The 19,545-nt window shown below is 43.1% G+C and carries 17 protein-coding genes; 11 read left to right on the top strand and 6 right to left on the bottom strand.

Annotation, left to right across the window (positions count from 1 at the left end):
• Positions 1-275 precede the first annotated feature (275 nt).
• The 3 genes from ABIS22_04365 to ABIS22_04355 are packed head-to-tail and all read left to right on the top strand — an operon-like array spanning position 276 to position 3,666.
• Complete coding sequence (locus ABIS22_04365; protein ID MEO7741119.1) at positions 276-1,112, top strand: ABC transporter ATP-binding protein; 837 nt, start codon at positions 276-278, stop codon at positions 1,110-1,112.
• Positions 1,109-3,067, top strand: a complete 1,959-nt coding sequence (locus tag ABIS22_04360) for an FtsX-like permease family protein (GenBank protein MEO7741118.1) — start codon at positions 1,109-1,111, stop codon at positions 3,065-3,067. Before ABIS22_04365 ends, ABIS22_04360 begins: the two co-directional genes overlap by 4 nt.
• A 17-nt stretch (positions 3,068-3,084) precedes the next feature.
• Entirely contained in the window at positions 3,085-3,666 is a 582-nt protein-coding gene (locus ABIS22_04355; protein ID MEO7741117.1) for a hypothetical protein, read from the top strand.
• A 109-nt stretch (positions 3,667-3,775) separates the two neighbouring features.
• Here the strand turns inward: ABIS22_04355 and ABIS22_04350 are convergent, their stop codons facing one another.
• Entirely contained in the window at positions 3,776-3,949 is a 174-nt protein-coding gene (locus ABIS22_04350; protein ID MEO7741116.1) for a hypothetical protein, read from the bottom strand.
• 71 nt (positions 3,950-4,020) lie between these two features.
• On the opposite strand from ABIS22_04350, the gene der reads away from it, so the two are divergent.
• Positions 4,021-5,451, top strand: coding sequence for a ribosome biogenesis GTPase Der (gene der / locus ABIS22_04345; GenBank protein ID MEO7741115.1), 1,431 nt, complete (start codon positions 4,021-4,023; stop codon positions 5,449-5,451).
• 106 nt (positions 5,452-5,557) lie between these two features.
• On the opposite strand, the gene ABIS22_04340 is transcribed toward der, so the two are convergent.
• On the bottom strand, positions 5,558-5,899 hold the full coding sequence (locus tag ABIS22_04340) for a hypothetical protein (protein MEO7741114.1): 342 nt from the start codon (positions 5,897-5,899) through the stop codon (positions 5,558-5,560).
• An 85-nt stretch (positions 5,900-5,984) separates the two neighbouring features.
• On the opposite strand from ABIS22_04340, the gene pth reads away from it, so the two are divergent.
• Complete coding sequence (pth, locus tag ABIS22_04335) at positions 5,985-6,563, top strand: aminoacyl-tRNA hydrolase (GenBank protein MEO7741113.1); 579 nt, start codon at positions 5,985-5,987, stop codon at positions 6,561-6,563.
• Here pth and ABIS22_04330 read toward each other — a convergent pair.
• From ABIS22_04330 to ABIS22_04320, 3 genes are all read right to left on the bottom strand, one after another.
• Entirely contained in the window at positions 6,560-7,318 is a 759-nt protein-coding gene (locus ABIS22_04330; protein ID MEO7741112.1) for a sulfite exporter TauE/SafE family protein, read from the bottom strand. The two genes, pth and ABIS22_04330, sit on opposite strands and share 4 nt — an antisense overlap.
• A gap of 68 nt (positions 7,319-7,386) precedes the next feature.
• Positions 7,387-8,133 (bottom strand): ZIP family metal transporter, encoded by a 747-nt coding sequence (locus ABIS22_04325; GenBank protein ID MEO7741111.1) that lies wholly within the window; start codon positions 8,131-8,133, stop codon positions 7,387-7,389.
• A gap of 25 nt (positions 8,134-8,158) precedes the next feature.
• Positions 8,159-9,226, bottom strand: a complete 1,068-nt coding sequence (locus ABIS22_04320; GenBank protein ID MEO7741110.1) for a DUF475 domain-containing protein — start codon at positions 9,224-9,226, stop codon at positions 8,159-8,161.
• Between the two features lie 592 nt (positions 9,227-9,818).
• Between ABIS22_04320 and ABIS22_04315 the strand changes: the two genes are divergently transcribed.
• The gene (locus tag ABIS22_04315; protein ID MEO7741109.1) at positions 9,819-10,307 is read left to right on the top strand and encodes a DUF2306 domain-containing protein; all 489 of its coding nucleotides are present in this window, start codon (positions 9,819-9,821) and stop codon (positions 10,305-10,307) included.
• A 411-nt stretch (positions 10,308-10,718) separates the two neighbouring features.
• On the opposite strand, the gene ABIS22_04310 is transcribed toward ABIS22_04315, so the two are convergent.
• A complete protein-coding gene (locus tag ABIS22_04310; protein ID MEO7741108.1) occupies positions 10,719-11,135 on the bottom strand; it encodes a hypothetical protein in 417 nt (138 codons plus the stop codon).
• 341 nt (positions 11,136-11,476) lie between these two features.
• Here ABIS22_04310 and ABIS22_04305 point away from each other — a divergent pair, with 341 nt between their 5' ends.
• The 5 genes from ABIS22_04305 to ABIS22_04285 all read left to right on the top strand — a co-directional run bounded on the left by ABIS22_04305 (position 11,477) and on the right by ABIS22_04285 (position 19,211).
• Positions 11,477-11,980: a hypothetical protein gene (locus tag ABIS22_04305; protein MEO7741107.1), complete on the top strand. Its 504-nt coding sequence runs from the start codon at positions 11,477-11,479 to the stop codon at positions 11,978-11,980.
• 186 nt (positions 11,981-12,166) lie between these two features.
• On the top strand, positions 12,167-12,643 hold the full coding sequence (locus tag ABIS22_04300) for a hypothetical protein (GenBank protein ID MEO7741106.1): 477 nt from the start codon (positions 12,167-12,169) through the stop codon (positions 12,641-12,643).
• A gap of 182 nt (positions 12,644-12,825) precedes the next feature.
• The gene (gene topA, locus ABIS22_04295) at positions 12,826-15,174 is read left to right on the top strand and encodes a type I DNA topoisomerase (protein ID MEO7741105.1); all 2,349 of its coding nucleotides are present in this window, start codon (positions 12,826-12,828) and stop codon (positions 15,172-15,174) included.
• 219 nt (positions 15,175-15,393) lie between these two features.
• A complete protein-coding gene (locus ABIS22_04290) occupies positions 15,394-16,452 on the top strand; it encodes a sigma factor-like helix-turn-helix DNA-binding protein (protein ID MEO7741104.1) in 1,059 nt (352 codons plus the stop codon).
• Positions 16,453-16,493: 41 nt separating this feature from the next.
• Positions 16,494-19,211: a type IV secretion system DNA-binding domain-containing protein gene (locus ABIS22_04285; protein ID MEO7741103.1), complete on the top strand. Its 2,718-nt coding sequence runs from the start codon at positions 16,494-16,496 to the stop codon at positions 19,209-19,211.
• Positions 19,212-19,545 lie beyond the last annotated feature (334 nt).

Raw genomic sequence — 19,545 nt, 5'->3', positions numbered from 1 at the left:
GAGGCCGTGAAGTCTCCTTGGTCGAGCTGGTGTGGATTGAGTGTGGCGTTCGCGGCAGCAGGTGCCAGGAACAGTCCACTAATCACGAGTGCAGTGACCGAAAGGCCAGTTGCAAACCTTTTCTTAAGACTCATGACGAGCCCTTTCTACTAAGAATGTCTGAAGATTTTCTCCAGACATCCCAAATTATACGATGTTAATAGTTGGTATTACGGACAGCATATCGACTTAGGCTATATATCCGTCTGCTATAATAGCCATAAGAACGTTTAGCTATGAAGCACGCAAAGAGCATGACAAATATTCAAGACAATAAAATAGAAGAGTTTCTCTCACTGTTTAGTGGTGACGCTTCTGAGGCTAGTTCGGCACTTTTTATATACGCAGCTCAACGGCAAAAGAGAGTTAGTCATAATAATGGTGTGTCCAATAGCTCAGTCTTAGAAGAAATCATTTCAGTTCAGGGTGTTTCAAAACGATACAAACTTGGAAGAAATACTGTTGATGCACTCAAGGATGTCACTTTTTCGATAGGCAAAGGCGAATTTGTTGCTATTACAGGTTCTAGTGGAAGTGGTAAAAGTACACTTTTGCAAATAATTGGCTGCTTAGAAAAACCTTCACACGGAATCGTGAGAGTTGAATCAAAAGAAACAACTAATCTTGGCGATAACGCACTCAGTGAGCTGCGGCAGAAGGCTATAGGTTTTATCTTTCAGTCGTTTTACTTACAGCCGTTCTTGCGCTTAAAAGATAATCTTGCAGTTCCTGCCATGTTCACGAATAAAAATAAGAAAGATATCAACAGCAAGGTAAAGCTTCTCCTAGAACAGGTTGGATTATCCGAACGCGCTAATCATTTCCCAAAAGAACTCTCGGGTGGCCAGATTCAACGTGCTGCTATTGCACGCGCGCTTATCAATAACCCTCGTATTATTTTGGCAGACGAGCCTACTGGTAATCTTGATTCTGCCAATGGTAATTCTATTATTGAGTTGTTTCGTAGTATTCGTGATAGCCTTGGCACGACCATCATCGTTGTGACGCACGACGCAAGTATCGCTCGTCAGGCTGATCGAGTAATTGAGCTCAGGGATGGGACTATTGTATGATTCGACCATCATATTCATTGAAGCTCGCCCAAACAAAACTCCGCTCCAAACGTGCAGTACTAATTACCTCCATTATTGTCGCCAGTCTTCTATTTGCTGCACTTATTACAGTAGTCATCGTCTTTACTGGTGCAGAAAAAAGTGCTTCTGAATTTGTAAAAAGGGCTGGCAATGACCGCTATCTTGTCAATGTTTCTCCAAATATACCATTTACAGACGTAAACTATTCAAACCCACCAAGTCTGGAAAATATTCGTGAAATAAAAGAGTTCGAGCAACAGTATTATCAGACCCTACGTGATAAATACAAGTCGCTTGGCCTCACATATGACGCATCGATCGAAATCTCAGCCCTTACTCCTGATGCTACAGCGTCAAAGACGCTTCCAGAGGAACAGCGAGTTAGGATCAATTTCTCATCGCCAGTCATCACGGCACTTAACGCTCAGAAATTTGATGCATATGCAAAAACAGCTACTAACAAATTTAGCGACCTAAAAAAAGCGGGGAGCAAGTATGGAGCAAGCGGCTACTACATTGTTGATAAGACAGCTCTCCTTGCGTCACTACCTGATCTTCGCCTTGTACAAAATGGCAAAGAAAATTTTGGCGATTCGGATCAAAAATCTGGAGATTCAACACCCTATGGCTATTATATCAATGCTATCCACAATGGTTATTACGCTTTCACGGACCAAAATCTGCTTAGTCGCTATGTACTCACATCGAATACAACAACCTTAAAGGGCATACCGGTGGTCGTTTCCGCCCAGGAAGCTGCTTCGATGTTTGGTACAAAGGTTGGTATCGGCAAAGAACCTGATACTGCTAGTGATAAGCGTTCATGGTTGAAGTCCATACAGACAAAATTGAATGGCCAGACCTATCAAGTTTGCCATCGTAACTCTACGGAGCAAGCACTACTTCAAAAAATTCAAAGTGACTATGCTGACATGGAAAATAACAAAAGCAATGCAAGTTACATAAAACCAAGCCTTATTTATGATTATCCAACGACAGCCTGTGGTGATGTTGTTATCAAACAGGATACACGCACTATTGGTGAAAAACAGGCTGACCGTAATACTCAAACTAATCAGAAAAAACTTGGTACATACATAGCGCCACAGCATCGCCTGATTACATTCCAGATTGTTGGCATCAAATATGCCCAGTCATATGTCGACTACACAAAGGGTATTGATGAGTATGTTAAGAGCCTACTCGTGTCGAAAGATAATTACTCATCGACGCTTGATATCCCGATTCAAATGTACAGTGCATTGCCGACATCGTTGAAAATTGACGATATACAGGACAAAAGCGCAGCATTGCCGCAAGACAGTAGTGATGATTTTGTCTCACATGTTCTTGAATTTACTACTGTCAATAACGCACGGACATTCTTAACTAATGAAACGTGTTCAGTATCCGCATCAAATTGTGACAAGAGATTTTTCGCCAGCCCTTATGGCTCAAACTACCTGATTTTAGATGAGGTCAGCAAACTATTTACCCGAATCGCAGCGATTGCCTTCCCGGTTGCCCTAGCAATGGCGGCGATAATCATCTGGTTTACGGTATCACGCATCATGGCAGAGAACCGTAAAGAGACGGCAGTGTACCGAGCAATGGGGGCAAAACGCAGTGATGTGACTGCTGTTTACTTCATGTACATCTTGCTGGTAGCTCTAAGGATTGCTGTGGTTTCGACGGTTTTAGGCATTGTAGCCGCGCTCGCCGTCAATTATGTGTACGCTCAAAAACTGACAGATATTGCCGTGACTTCCTTTGGTATTGTTGATGGCGCTCCAATGTTCAGCCTTTTCAACCTCGGATCACCGCTTCTACCGGTTACCATTGGTTCAATATTTATAATCGGCATAGTGGCCAGTATTCAGCCACTTATTAGAAATGCACGGCGCCCACCGATACGCGATATTCGAGATGAGTAATATAGTGAGTTTTATGTATGACCGATAAACCAAAGATTTCTCATTACGCTCAAACAGACGTGTACGAAACTAAATCATTTAAGCTGAGTGACGCAGATCGGTCTAACCTTACTGCGCTATATCCAAAACCAAAAACCTACGCGCAGAGAGAAATGGATGATAAATTACGTCAAAAATCATTCCGTCGGAAGTGGCCAAAATACCCAGCGCTCAATATAGCTGTATATGGTAGTGTATTATTTGGATTGATCATTAGATTCGCTCAAAGTCTCAATGTATGGTGGTTTAGTAATCCTAGTGATAGTGGCGCAACCATGAGTATCGTATTCTTCTCATTTATCCTTGGGCTTGGATTAGTGTTCTTAATTATAGCTTGGGTGGGATTTGTTAATAGACAGTTTTCTTATTTTGGAGGTTTATTGCGGCTATTTTGGCTTACTTATGGTGTCATTATTGCGATTATGGTCGGTCTATGGCTAAGTAGCTGGATAGGTAATTATACATACATTCTATGGGTTCCTTCTCTTGCTGTGCTCCATTTTATAATAGTACTCATTAGCGCAAAACATATCTTAGGCAGAGCATCCGATACAGAGTAAAGCACCCAAACCTAGTGTAAACAAATTTATTCACGGATACACGCAGCTCGATTATCCGAAGGAATGTCGAGCTTTCAGCCGAGCTACTTGACTCCCACACTCGATAATCTTATCGTCTTGCGACGAGGTCCTTTTTTAAGGAGACTGTATTAACAAATTCAAGTAATTTCTGAAAATGTAATCTATCAAATATCATCTCAACGCGACGCGCATTATCAAAGCTAGGATTTACATGTTCCGTAGCATCTTGAAATGGTGGCTTCGTTTCATTCGTCTGACTCATAATCTTACATACTATACTATTACAAATTAACATTGTCAATATAATTGACATCTGTTATAATCGAACAAGTTATGGCTTCAAAACTTCCAACAGTTGCGATCATTGGTCAAGCGAACGTCGGTAAGAGTTCGCTTTTTAATCGTCTCGTCCAATCTCAGCAGGCAATTGTCGCACGAGAAGCGGGTACGACAAGAGACAACGTACTTGGCCGCGTCGAATACAAATATCACACGTTCTGGCTCGTCGATACAGCCGGTCTTAAAGATCCTAACGATGATTTTGAAGCATCAATCCAGGAACAAATTACTGAAGCCGCTGATGCAGCTGACGTTATTTTAGTTGTAATTGATAGTAGTCAGTATGCCAGCGACCAAGATAAAGTTGTTGCCAAAAAAGCACTTCGTAGTAAAAAGCCAGTTATTCTTATCGCTAATAAATCTGATCTTAAAGAGAGTCTTCCGAGTGACGAATTCAAACGACTCGGTATAAAACAAATTCTCCGAACTTCAGCTGAGCACAATCAGGGTACAGAAGAGTTACTCGATGAAATTGTTAGCATGATTCCTGCGGCACATGAAGAAACACCTGATGATGTTCTCAGGGTTTCACTTATTGGACGACCAAACGTTGGTAAGTCAAACTTATTCAATGCACTTGCCGGTAAGCAACAGGCACTTGTTGCAAACATTGCAGGTACAACTCGTGATGTGAACCGCATTTCAGTTCGATATGGTGGCCGAGATATTGAACTTCTTGATACTGCTGGTATGCGTAAACCAGGTAAGCAAGAAGTCGGTATCGAGAAATTCTCCGTTCTACGTACACTTCAAGCTATTGAGGAATCAGACGTTTGTTTCCTCCTCATGGATGCAAACGAGCTTAATACACAATTAGATCAGCGTCTTGCTGGTATTATCGACGAGGCAGGTAAGGGAATGGCGATCGTCATAAGCAAGTGGGACAGTGTCGAAGGTAAGGATGCTTATACTAGGGATGCAATTGCACCAACTATTAGCCGAACATTTAAGTTTACTCCCTGGGCTCCACTTATTTTTACAAGTAGCGTTACGGGACAGAATGTCACGAAATTATTTGATCTTGCACTTGATATCGATGCACGTCGCAAGACCGAATGTAAGACACGTGTCTTAAACGATCTTCTCCAGACTGCAATTCAGCGACATCCGCCTGCAGGCCTTAAAAACACGCATCCAAAACTGCGTTACATGGTTCAGACAGATATGTCACCACCATGGTTTGTTATTTATGGTTCAAATCTTAAATTTATCCACTGGTCATATAAGCGCTATCTCGAACGTCTTGTTCGTGAAGAATTCAATTTTGCGGGAACGCCTATTCGTTTCAGCTTCCGTGATGAAAAACAGATTAAAGCTAATAAAGCTCGTATTGCAGAAGGCAAAGAACCAGTTACGAAAAAATCTAAAGCAGCTAAAGAAGAACTACGACTTAAGCTCGCTCGTACTCCAGAACAAGAACAATAGACAAAAAAATATCCGCATGTTGAGCGGCAGATAAAAAACTTTGTGCGGTGACGGTTCGGTATCTTACGATACCACCCCGACACATCTTGCCGCACACAAGTTTTCCCTACAGCCCTGTCGACTGATCACTGTTCTCGTCTTTTCGGAGATTCGTGAACAGTATTAATGCGGCGACTCCACTGACTGCAGGCGGCGCAGCGCCCACGACCAGAAAGATCCCAATAACAGTCAGGACATTATCCGGTCCACCACCACAGCCGAACAGCGCAAGAGCAAGCGCCAGGCATACCAGACAGGTAGCAACGGCGCGCTGAGAGTACCGCAGTACTTTCAGACGGTCGTCCATCACTTTGACGCCGACATTTGTTTTCATCCTGAAAAGGATGATTGCAAAGCCCAGTATAGCAAGTGCGGCCACGAGCAGTATGAAGTTAACGTGCAGGTTCATCTTACAGTCCTTTCAGTAGGGTGAAGACTAGTAGTACAATGCTTTATTTTATATACATTGTCAATGGTCTATACTTAGACCTGTAATGAAAATCATTATCGCTCAAGGCAATCCAGAGTCTCAATATAATGGCACACGACATAATGTGGGCTTTTTCCTGCTTGATACCTATGCAGCAAAACATGATGCGCAGTGGCAGACGAAAACAAAGTTTAAATCGGAATACACAGAGTTGATGATCAAAGGCGAAAAGATACTGCTCTTTAAACCAACAACTTTTTATAATTCAACAGGTGAAGCCGCGAGTGCTATTAAAGCCTTTTATAAAATTGAAAATGATCAAATTCTCGTTATACATGATGAGCTTGCACTTCCGTTTGGAACACTTCGGACAAGACAAGATGGTTCTGATGCGGGAAACAATGGAATAAAGTCAATAAATGCCCATATCGGCACCGACTATGCTCGTCTTCGTGTTGGTATAGCAAATGACAAACGCTCGCTTGTCGGCGACGCTGATTTTGTTCTTGGTAAGTTTACAGCGGACGAGGAAGTCGCATTAACTGATATCACTAAATCTGCCCATGGCATCATCAATCTTTTCGTTACAGGTACCCTCACACATCACACAGTAAAAGCACTCCCTGAAGCTGATGTTATTTAAATTGTATGAATAAATAAGTACGTCGCAGTAACAAAACCGATACAAATAACAGCGACCCTCAGAGCATGTGAGGAAACACGCTGTGCGATCTTTGAACCATAATACCCACCAATTGTAGAGCCGACTGCCATGATAAGGCCCGTCTGCCAATTAATAAGCCCGCTTGGAAAAATGATAATGATCGTCGTAAGAGATATTGTCGCAGCTGCCAGGTTCTTTAGCCCATTCATTTGGTGAATATCGTGAAGTTTTGTAAGACCCAAAAATGCTAACATGATCAGTCCAAAACCAGCACCAAAATAACTTCCATATATAGACAGAACTGCTATAGCAAGAGACAGGGAGAGTATAGGAATAAGGTGATGTTGCTTTTTCTTGATTGTCTTGTGGAGATGGAAGTGAAGATACGGCTGCACGGTAAAAAGAATGACCGCAAAAGCTACTAACCACGGAACAAGTCGAAGAAATTCAGTTGTCGGTGTATGAAGGAGGAGTAAAGAGCCTACTATCGCACCGAGAAAGCAGGGGACAAGTAAAAGAAGATACATGCGAGGAACTTTTCTAATATATGCTCTGTATCCATACGCAGAACTGAGGGATGCTGGGAGGCCTACAATATTTGCAGTCGCATTAGCAACAAGCGGCGATAACCCAGCTCCGAGTAGCACTGGAAAACCAAGAAGAATACCACCTCCAGCAATAGCGTTCATTACGCCCATAAAAAAGCCACCGATGAGTAAAAGGATTTCTGTCATATTTTTTTGTGTTTGAAGTTTGTGCTACTATTATATCATTTAAAGAGGTGATTTATGTAGTGAATACTTTACACCCCTAGTAGCGTCACGACCGTACCGACAAGTCCGATCGCAAATACGAGTACGGCTGCCTGTATCGTGCCTATACGTCGTGGTTGCTCGTGTATGTCTGGAATAATGTCACTCGCAGCAACGTAGATAAAGAATCCAGCAGTAAGTGCTAAAAGAGGACCGACAGGTAAGTTAAGATCTGAGCCAGCGAGGTATACGAGAAGTGCTGTAATGACAGTAGCAATTGCCGTTAAAATATTTGCAATAAGAACAGTTGAGTCTTTCCAGCCACGAGAAAGCAGCATTGCAAATGTGCCAAGCTCTTTAGGAATTTCATGAGCACTTACTGCAAGAGTGGTAATGATTCCAGTTGGCACGCTCACTAAAAATGCCGCTCCGATCGCAAGACCATCAATCGCATTATGCATAATATCTCCAGCGACAATAAGCCGGCGTTGACCCTTATTCTTCACATCCTGATCGTGTTCGTGATGATGATGAAACCAAGTGGCACATCGTTCTAAAACAAAAAAGATAGTGAAGCCAGCAAGAGCCCAAAGAAGCATCGTACGTGGAACACCTCTGTTAAACGACTCGGGTAGTAAATCAAAAAACGCTGCAGCTAATAATGCACCAGCACCAAACGGTAATGTGATCAAAAGCGCTCGACGCCGCTGTTTTTTTGCGCGTAAAAGAAGCGCACCTCCGAGCAGAGATATCGCACTACCAGCTAGAATTGCAGAGAGTAAGTAGACGATTGTCATATGCTTTTTATCATATCATACGGTCCTATGAAGTTTTTGTCTGACGTCTTTTTTCAATAATGCTACTAATAACTGCCGTCACAATAAAAACTAATCCAAGAGACCCAGTAACCCATTCCGGAAGTTCAATGTGATATAGCTTGATGAGCATGACAGTACCTAGGGCAAAAATGGCCCAGTGAGCTCCATGCTCAAGATATCGATATTTTGCGAGCGTTCCCGAGCGCATTAAATAGACAGTCATCGAACGAACCCAGAGTGCGCCAACACCTAGCCCGGCTACAATAAGAACAATATTATCTGTGATCGCAAATGCCCCAATAACGCCATCAAATGAAAAAGAAGCATCGAGTACTTCGAGGTACATAAACGACGCAAATGCGGCCCATCCTACTAAGTGAGTCGCTGTCATACTTGATTTTTTTCTTGTCATAGACTGTTCAAAGTAATGCCCCATAGACTCAAGCCCAATGTGCAATATAATACCTACAAGACTCGATATAAGGACTATTTGTTGAAGTTTCTGATCGACAGTCAGATATATACAAGAAGCGACTAAAATCATAATAATCGGCTTAATAAATTTCACTTTCCCGAGCAGGACTAGTCGTCTTTCTAAAGGATGTAGCCAATGAATTACCTTATCACGGTCAAGAAAATAATTAATCCCAATCATCAGTAAAAACGTTCCACCAAAAGCATCAATAACAGGAGCAGCTTTATGTAGCGCTTCACTATACTTTGCCGGTTCATTTAATGACAAGTTCACAACACTAGCAAAATCCAAGCTCGTAGCAGCCATCACTATAAGAATAGGAAGAGCAAATCGAACCACGAATACTGCAATAAATATACCTACGGTTAAAAATAGCTTTTGCCAAAGTGGAGACAATCTTATGAGTATTCGGCTGTTAACGACAGCATTATCAAAGCTGAATGTTACTTCCATAACTGCAAGAACGATAAATAACCACAGCGCATCGAGACCACTTATTATTCCAAAAATAGCACCGATGATAATAGTGAGAATGCCAGAAATTGCGAATATGCGCAGTGGATGGTTAGGATGCATCATATTCGGTTTATCTGACATAGAATATATCTATTGTAACAACTAATAGACTCGATAGTACTTATTTATATCGACAGTTAAACAAATTATACGCCATAAAAAATTCCAACAAAAAAGCGCCAGGTAAGGGTGGGCATCACCTGGCGCCGTTTTGCCCTTTCACCCACCCGGGGGCAGGCGTGATCATCTCGTGTAAACGCAGATATCCGCTGGTGAAAGGGGTTAGTATATATGCAATGCTTTCTAGGCTTATCAGTGGAGGGTAGATACTGGTAAGCACATTGCATACAACCTAACATAAGTTAGAATAGGGGGTATAAGGTGCGTTTGATTGTTCTCGCAGAAGCAATCAATCGTTTATCATATTAGCACGTATTTCGTATTAAGTCAATACCTACTGACACATATAATAATAAAAATCAATGTTAATGTGTCAGATGGAACGAACTGCTAACAGATAAGTAAATCAATTGTATTTAAAACAAAAGCATTATATAAATAATATATTTTATTCGATCAAATATATATCATTGCTTACCATATACTTACGAGACAGGTTTTCTACAAATTAATAGTCTATTGTGATGCACGGCTATGATATCATTACTACATAATGCATGCTCCCTGGACTATTGTTATCGTGCTCCATGCGGTCATCGCTACATCTACCCTCGTCCTCGGCACATTCAACGCAATAAGAACCGTGAGAGGTGATACAATCCACCGAGCAGTCGGGCGTATATGGGCTTATATGATGCTCTTCGTATCCATCAGCGGCTTATTTATCATTAAGACACATGAGCCAATAGATATTTTCCTAGGAGGGCTCGCGCTTTGGACAATTTTTAGTATCTGTGCTGGTATTTACAATGCGCGTCGAGGCGACATAAATGCGCATAAAGCATTTATGCTCGGAAGCTATTTTGGACTTTTAGGTGCATTCATAGGAGTCATCGTAGTGCCCACGCGTCTTGTCCCGTCATGGTTTCTGTATCAGCCTATCCTAATGACAATTATTACGATATGTATCGTCGCAGTAAGTGGGCTCCTCGTATCACTCCTCATAAAGACAAACGGACGACCACTCGTAAAATCAAAATAACCCAGCTAAACGTTTCAAAAAGAGCATTTATTCCTATTACTAGAGCGACATTTTATAGGATTGAAGGAAATAATAGCCTCATAACAACTAACTTCGAAAGTAACTGTGACAAATAAAAACGCCACTTGGCGTTAAATGTCATCGATTAAAATATCGACAGATAGGTAATTATACGTGCTTATTGACGAGATCCATCACTTTCGTAACCGGCTTTCTCGCTCCGTAGTACACTGTTGTCACCCATCCTACGAGAGCGAGTACCCAGTACTACCTGGCAGGGTACTCGCTCTACATAGGAGGATGGATCAGGACTATTTCGGGCCGCTACTTCAGCTCTCGCTGACGCAGACCAGCCTTAAAGCCGATCCTGAATCTTCTACCGATCGGCGAACATCTTCGGCACAGCTATGGTCAGAGTTGCCCGTCAAAGAATGTCGTGATCTGACCGACCGCGTCGTTGCATTTGCTACCCACATTTGCTACCGGCAGCCTTGCCGAGAAGCACACACTGCCGACCTGTCCGAGGTAGTTCATCGTGTTCACGATGACGTGGTTGCAGCGGATACCCGGGCCGGCGAGCTTGCCGATCGATGAGATGTTCAGGTGCTCTTCATCGAAAGCAGCGAACCGACGCTTGTACCCGCTCGAATCACAGTTGCCTTGATCGGGACTGGCTGACAGCAGCTTGCTGTGCCCCTTGTAGTTGATGTCCCAGTACAGGACGGCGAGAGGGCGAATGCTTGCTGCCTTCATCGTCACCGTCGAGGCGCTTGCTGCCGGTGCGGACACCGTCAGGAAGCCGAAGACAAGCGCCAGCGCCAGGAGCAATCCCGCCGTACGGTTCCTCGCAACCTTTCTTCGCCTGCCAAGACGCGCACTGCGTCCTCGGCCTTGAGGGCTTGGACCGGAGCGCGTGGTACGGGTCGAAACGAACATAAAAGATACCTCTTTCTGTCTGCCGAAGTGTTCTCACTCCGGTCTGATCTATCTTGAAGCACGTTCAATGCAGATCAGACCGGAGTTTATAATTACCTAACTGTCAAAGTACCGGTCAGGATTGAATTACTCCACTCAACTGACTGATTTAAATCATTATGCAGCGTAGTAATACTACCGTCAATAGCGGTATCTTATTGCTTTTATATAAATAGTGTGATATAATATATATCGTGAATACCCCCCGCAAGTGGAGTTTTACGAGGGTGCGCGTGGCCGCCCTCATGCTGTTCAGCATCGTCCTGGTGACGGGCTGCAGCACGACAACGGCGACACCGTCGCCGTCAGTACCGCAGTCGAAAGACAAGATCATCGTCGCGGACTTCGTCCAGGCAGACAAGGTACCTCCGGGTACCGACCTGGTCAAGACCCTGTCGAGCGGCGAAAAGCTGCCCGGCATGGACTCCGTCGCCAAGACGTTCGGCGTAGACGACATCTTCGCACCAAAGGACCGGTACCTCAGCAAGGGGTACATCGGCGTCGGCCCGCTCGGTGCCAAGTGCATCCTGGTGATGGTCGTCACACCCGGGACCGTCGATCCCAGCCACATGGCAGTGATCATAGCCCACCGCCTGGATTCCGATCCGGGCAAGATGATCGGAATCGGAAGCGTGGATGAACTCGCTCCCTACGTGAAGTCGGTCCTCGGATCGCCACTTTGCGCAGCTAGCGTGTAGCCACAAGGCGGTATGACAGAGCCGCAGCCTTAGGCTAAATTCTGTTGTGGTGGGAACCGCCGCCGTTCGATTTGAACGGCGGTTTTTCCATTTTTAAAGTTAATGACATTATGATGACATTCCACTTTGCGGTAGGAGCATAGAAAAATTATTGACTAATAATACGTAATATGACATAGTCCGCAAGTGAGCAAAAAACTCGCAGTGCCCCTGATGGCAGGCGTGGCCACCATCATCATTCTGCTCGTTTCCGGTTGCTCGTCGAACTCGAGCGCACCGGCCCCGAGCCCCTCCAAGGTCTCGACGACACCCGTTGTCGCCGGTCCCATGGAGCTCTTTCCCCAGGAAGGCTACACGCCCTATCTGGTGAAGGGCACCGGAGGTGTTCTGAGCTGTGACAAGAGTGGCACCACAGCTCGTCTGACGATCGGCGGTACCGTCACACTCGACGGAACCAACATTACTGTCACGAGAAGCAAGCTCGGTATGACGGTCTCCTTCCAGGGGACTCCGTTGACCGTTTCGGCTATCGTGAACAAAACCATTCCGGTGAACGTACCGGAAGATGCGAAGGACCCCGCAGGGTTCTACCTGGCAACGAAGAACTTCGCGAATGCCGGTATCACCTCGCTGACCCTCTGCGGCCGCTACATGCCGAACTGAGGTAGGTTCGAGATCTACACTCGATAAAAAAGGTAGATGCTTTACCAAGGAGAAATCCCTGGGAGCAGCGGTCACCCTACAAGGTGGCCGCTTTTCCGATTTCAGGGGTAAATTTTACAAAATTAAAAAACTTGCGTACAATCAACCATTGTGTTTAGCTAACAAGCACAAGGAATATAATTATGAGCAAGAACCTCGTTATCGTAGAGTCACCTGCAAAAGCAAAGACAATCGAGAAGTATCTCGGTAGTGCTTTTACTGTACTCTCAAGCGTAGGGCATATCCGCGGTATCGTAAAAAAGACCAAAGACGGTACTCCACCAATCGATGTAAAAAATGGTTTTAAAACGACCTATGAAATTGATGCAGAAAAAAAGAAAACTGTCGCAGAACTCCGTAAAGCAGTTAAGACAGCGAATGAAGTCTGGCTTGCAACCGACGAAGACCGAGAAGGTGAGGCAATCGCTTGGCATCTTTGTGAAGTTTTGAATCTTGATCCGATAACAACAAAACGTATCGTTTTTCATGAAATCACAAAATCTGCCATAGAAGAGGCTATTAAGCATCCCCGAACTGTCGATATGAGTTTAGTGAAGGCTCAACAAGCCAGACAAATTCTTGATCGTCTCGTAGGTTTCGAACTATCTCCAGTAGTGTGGCAAAAAGTACCTGGAGGAAAATCCGCTGGACGCGTCCAGTCTCCGGCTGTACGTCTGCTCGTTGAGCGTGAGCGTGAAATTGAGTCTTTCGAAGGTTCATATCAATTTAAAGTGACGGCACTCTTTACAAATAAAGGCGACGAATTCAAAGCTGAATTACCACAGCGATTTGATACAGAGCAGGAAGCTCATACATTCTTGGAATCGCTTACTGGAGCAAACTTCCAAGTCTCTAATGTCACAACAAGTCCATCAACTAGAAATCCTGGCGCTCCTTTTACAACCAGTACGCTTCAGCAAGATGCCAATAGCAAGCTAGGATTTGGATCTAAAGCAACAATGTCGAGTGCTCAAAAATTATACCAAGAAGGTAAGATAACCTACATGCGTACGGACTCGATGAATCTAAGCGGGCAAGCAATTGCTAGCGCAAAAGACTTTATCACTTCAGCGTATGGACCAGAGTATAGCCAGGTACGTCAATTCAAAACGAAGAATGCAAGTGCTCAGGAAGCTCATGAAGCAATTCGCCCAACAGATATGCGTCTTGAACGTGGCAGTAGCAATGAATATGACCAAAAACTATACAATCTCATTCGCACTCGTACACTTGCAAGTCAGATGTCACCTGCAAAACTTGAAAGAACAGTTGTAACAATTAACATAAGTACACGGACTGAAGTATTTGAAGCAAAAGGTGAAGTTATCATCTTTGACGGATTTCTTAAAGTCTACGGCGGTAGTAAAAAAGATGCCGACATTTTGCCAGCAGTCAAAAGCGGAGAAGCACTTATTCTCGACGAAGCTAACGCTCGCCAAACATTCGCCCGACCTCCTGCTCGATTTACAGAAGGTGCACTCGTAAAAAAATTAGAAGAACTTGGTATAGGAAGACCATCAACTTACGCTACGATTATTAATACCGTGCAGGTAAGAGGCTACGCTGAAAAAGGTGAGGCAGAAGGTACGCCTCGAGAAATTATTACTCTAACCGTAAAAGGTAGTGACGTAGTAAGAGATATCGTTTCAGAGAAAACAGGGTCTGATCGTGGTAAATTAATTCCAACACCAAGCGGCCAAGTAGTGAGTGATTTCCTCACAAACCACTTCGACAAAATTGTTGATTATGACTTCACAGCAAATGTCGAAGAATACTTTGACCAAATCGCAGAAGGCAAATTAGATCGAAATGAAATGTTACAAAGTTTCTATACTCCATTTCATGAACTGATTGAAAAATCTGGAACAATCGACAGAGCTTCTGTTGCTCAGTCTAGAGAAATAGGTATAGATCCAAAATCAGGCAAACCAGTCGTTGCGAGATTCGGCCGTTATGGTCCAATGCTACAAATGGGTAGCACTGAAGACGAAAGCGACAAGCCTCGATTTGCGCCACTCCCAACTGGAGCGAAGATTGAAACGGTCACACTAGAACAAGCGCTCGTAATGTTTCAATTACCTCGAATAGTAGGAAAAACAGATGATGGGTTTGAGATTAAAGCAAATATAGGCCGATTTGGACCATATATACAAGTTGATAAGCTATTTGTAAGTATAAAACCACTTGATCCACATGCTATTACCCTAGATGAAGCTAAGGATCTCTACCTAGCTAAGGTTCAGGCTGAAGCTGAGAAAAATATAAGTGATTTTGGGGATGGCATCAAAGTTCTAAATGGACGATACGGACCATACATCACTGATGGAGACAAGAATGCAAAGATCCCTAAAGGAACTGAGCCAAAAACTATTACTCATGATCAAGCAAAGGAACTCCTAGCGGCTGCTCCAGCGTCCAAAAAACGACCAGTTCGCAAAATAACAACTCGAAAAAAGACAACTACAAAACGAAGGACTTCAACAAAAAAATAGATTTCACCTCTGTTTATTAGCGATATTGTATACGAACTATACAATATCGCTTTTTTTAATAAAGTCATAGGACACTATTTACCATAAGCGTCTATTGTATGCTATAATTGTCTAAACAAGGGGAAATACTTGACATTAAATATACATTGTTTTATAATCAATGTTAGATATATAATAAAGTAACTTTCTACGCAAGATCTAGAGAGGATTAGATAAAAGATGGACGAAACGAACAAAATCGACACCACTGCTCAGCTAAAACTAGCTGTCGATGGAATCTTGGCTACGATCGAACAAGATCGTGAACGTGAAATCATTACACGACGATTTGGTCTGTTTGATCGACGTGAAACCCTCGAGCAAATCGGTGATCTTCTTGGTATCACACGTGAGCGTGTTCGTCAGCTTGAAAAAGCTATCCTCATCCGTCTTAAGATCGCCGGTGAAGATAATAAGGTCCCAGCTGTGCACGAAGTAGAACGTGTACTTATCCGTGATCTATCTGAAAACGGTCGCGTTGGACGCGTTCAAGATGTCGCAACTCGACTTATGGGTAGTAAAAGTGATGCACGTAGCCGAGCACATATTGCATTTGTCTCAGAGCTCTCTCCAAAACTCGTTGTTGTCAGTGAAAATGATAATTATCACCATACAATTGGCATCAAGGAACATGGTGACGAAAAAAAGATCAAGCAGAACGTGGATGAAATAGTTAAAACTGTTAAAAAGCACGGTCAACCTCTTGAAATTGAAGAGTTACACACACAACTAAATCATGAACACCCTGATCATGTTCGTGCTCTTGCAAGCACAAGCAAACACCTAGCACATCTTAAAGATAGCTGGGGACTTACAAAGTGGCCAACAGTTAACCCAAAGAACATCCGTGATAAAATTTATGTTATTCTCGCTGAGAATGGTAAACCTATGCATTTCTCAGAGATAGCTGGGGCTATTAAGGGAAGTGACTTCAAACGAAAAGATGTCACAACACAGGCGATCCACAACGAGCTTATTAAAGATAAAAGATTCGTTCTTATCGGGCGTGGTATATATGCGCTTGATAACTGGGGCTTCTCAAAAGGAACAGTCTCAGATATTATCTCTGACGTTCTTACAAGCGCAGGCGAGCCACTCCACCGTGATGAAATTGTTAAGCGCGTTCTCAAAAGTCGTCAAGTAAAAGAGACAACTATTCTACTTAACCTTCAAAGCAAACCGCAGTTCAAGCGCGTATCAAAAGCAACTTACGCATTTGACAAACAGGCAGTAAAATAAGTTGCCAAGGTCGCACTAAGGTGCGACAATAAGAGGTAAACATGGGCATTTTGTCGTGGATATTAAATTTGTTACTTCAATGGTACGTCTGGCTCCCGATCGTACTCATATTAGCGTACCTTACGTGGCGTAATTATAAACGTATCGACATCGTAAAAGAGATTGAAAGCGTTCTGCTGATTCTCGAAATTCCAAAAGCGAATGATAAGTCCGAACTTGCAGCGGAACAACTTTTTGCTAGCTTGCACGGTATTTTGCGTGACAAAGATGAACTTCGTGAGACACACGGTATTCAAGAGCACCTAAGTTTCGAAATTGCATCTGTTAATGGACAGATCCGTTTTTACGTGTGGGTTCCTCGGTCTCTGCAAAGCTTCGTTGAAGGTCAAATTTATTCTCAGTACCCAACTGTACAAATTCATGAAGCAGATGAGGATTACGTAGCGCATGAGAGACAACACAGTGTCGTCTATACCGGTGAAGTCGTTCTCAGCGACAGTGAATTTCTTCCGATTAAGACATTTCAAAGTTTTGAAGTAGATCCACTTGCGGGTATCACAGGAACCCTTGCCAAGATGGAGTCGACGGGAGAAGAGCTGTGGATTCAAGTACTAGCGCGCCCATTACCTGACGATTGGCATAAATCTTCCGATACTTGGATTAAATCTGTAAAAAATGGTAAATCGTTCTCCTTACTAACAGGAGAGGGCTTTAATATGCGATGGGTTGGTGGCTTATTTGAGGCTTTATGGAAACCACCAGAACAGGGGATAGGTGGCGCACCGGCTGTAAAAGAAATATCCGACCGTGATAAAACACGTATCGCTGAAGCTGAGAAGAAAGCCACAAAACTTGGCTATCAAGTAAAAATACGACTAGTATACCTTGGTGAAAGCACGACGAATGCACGCCTACGCATGCAGGCACTTGTTGGTACATTTAAGCAATTTAATAGTACTAACTTGAACGGTTTTAAGATTGCCGATGCAAGTTTTAAAAAAGAAGATCTTGCTCAATACAATGCACGTTTGTTTACAGATAAAGGCTTTATTCTAAATATAGAAGAGCTCGCGTCAGTCTTTCACTTACCTCACACTAACGTAGAAACGCCAAACATAGTATGGGCGAGTAACAAGACCGCTGAACCACCTGCTAAATTGCCGGTCATAACTGGTAACGATGCTATCGATGAAAACATCAGCGCTTTTGGACTCACAAATTTCCGTGGCATTAATCACCAATTTGGTATGCTAAGATCAGACCGATCACGACATATATATATTATTGGCCAAACTGGTGCAGGTAAATCAGGTACTCTTGAACTCTTTGCACTATCTGATATCTATCACAACCAAGGCTACGCAATTATCGACCCGCATGGTGACTTTGCAGTGAATAATATGAAATTCATTCCTGCACACAGATTAAAAGACGTCGTTTATTTCAACCCTGCAGATACTGCATTTCCACTTGGGTTCAACCCTCTTGAGGTAACAGACCCTACGATGAAAACCAATATCAGCTCGGAGGTGATAGGGGTACTTAAGCGTATGTTTGTCGATAGTTGGGGACCTCGTCTCGAGTATATCCTTCGCTACACTATTCTGGCCCTACTTGACCGCCCAGAGACGACGATGCTCGATATAACTCGTATGTTAACAGATAAGAAGTTCCGCGAAGAAACTCTTAGCTACTGTAAAGACACGGTTGTCCTTAACTTCTGGAAAATTGAGTTCGCTAGTTGGCAAGATAAATTTGCCTCGGAAGCCGTTGCTCCTGTTCTAAATAAAGTCGGTGCATTTACAGCAAACCCTACTATTCGTAATATAATTGGACAACCAAAGAGTACCTTTAACATTCGCGAAATAATGGATGAGGGTAAGATCTTAGTGGTCAACTTGTCTAAAGGTCTTATCGGTGAAGACAATGCTGCAATTCTTGGCGCCTTCTTAGTAACAAAAATTCAACTTGCAGCAATGAGTCGTAGTGATATCCCAAATGTTGAAGATAGACGTCCTTTCTATTTATACGTAGACGAATTCCAGAACTTTGCAACAGACAGTTTCGCGACCATTCTATCCGAAGCACGTAAATACGGGCTTAATTTGACTGTAGCGAATCAGTATATATCCCAGATGAGTGATACCGTTCGTGATGCTGTCTTCGGAAACGTCGGTACTATGATAAGCTTCCGTGTCTCAGCTGATGACTCCCCAGTGCTCTCAAAGCAGTTTGAGCCTCAGTTTGAGCCAACCGATCTTCTACAAATGCATAACAGAAACTTTATTATTAATATGGTTATTAATGGTGAAAAATCCCCAGCATTTAGTGCTAAAACGCTTGAGCTTCCACCTGCTCAAAACGATAATACCCCTCTTATTATTGAAAATACACGACGTCTCTTTAGCCGTAGTCGAGCAGAAGTTGAACGTGAGATTTCTGAAGCTATACAGCCACCAGAACATCTCCAGTCAAAGAAACCGCCACAATCTAACTCACAAGGCGCCAGGTGGCCTATCAATGCTCAGTCCCAAGTTATTACGCCTCAGCGTCCAGCAATGAACAATCCTGTTAGCCCAGCTAGACAGGGAAGTGATACCCCTATTCAGCAATTAAACGAAGATGGCTCTCCAGTAAAGAAAAAGCGTACTCGATCACGTAAGAAAAAAACAAACTCTGATACTATGCTTCCTCCTGTTAACGCAGGGCAGGGGTCTAATCAAAGCACAGAAGCTTCTAACGAACTCCACCTTCGTTAAATCGTCCCCCTACTCATCAACGAATAGATAAACAATGTTTTTAATAGTAAACACAAAACAGAACAAATATAGAACATTATATATTGTCTAAATAAACCAAACATCGTCGCGCAAACACTACAAAATCCACATAGATACTTACTAATTGCAGACTGAATATAAATCTGATATAGCTAGTATAAATGTAGTGAAGGACGTTGTGAAGTAGTAGGGTGTGAATGGTCGAACAAAAGTAAGTAGGTAACGTTAGGTATATTGGTTAATTATAGGCAATGTATGTAATGTAAGTTATAGTGACTATACGTCGCACAATATATCTTTTACGACATTAGAT

It is taken from the genome of Candidatus Saccharimonadales bacterium (assembly GCA_039928925.1).
Classification (GTDB): Bacteria; Patescibacteriota; Saccharimonadia; order Saccharimonadales; family Saccharimonadaceae; genus UBA6022.
The sequence above is the reverse complement of the archived record's forward strand: the minus strand, read 5'-3'. Positions and strand labels throughout refer to the sequence as shown.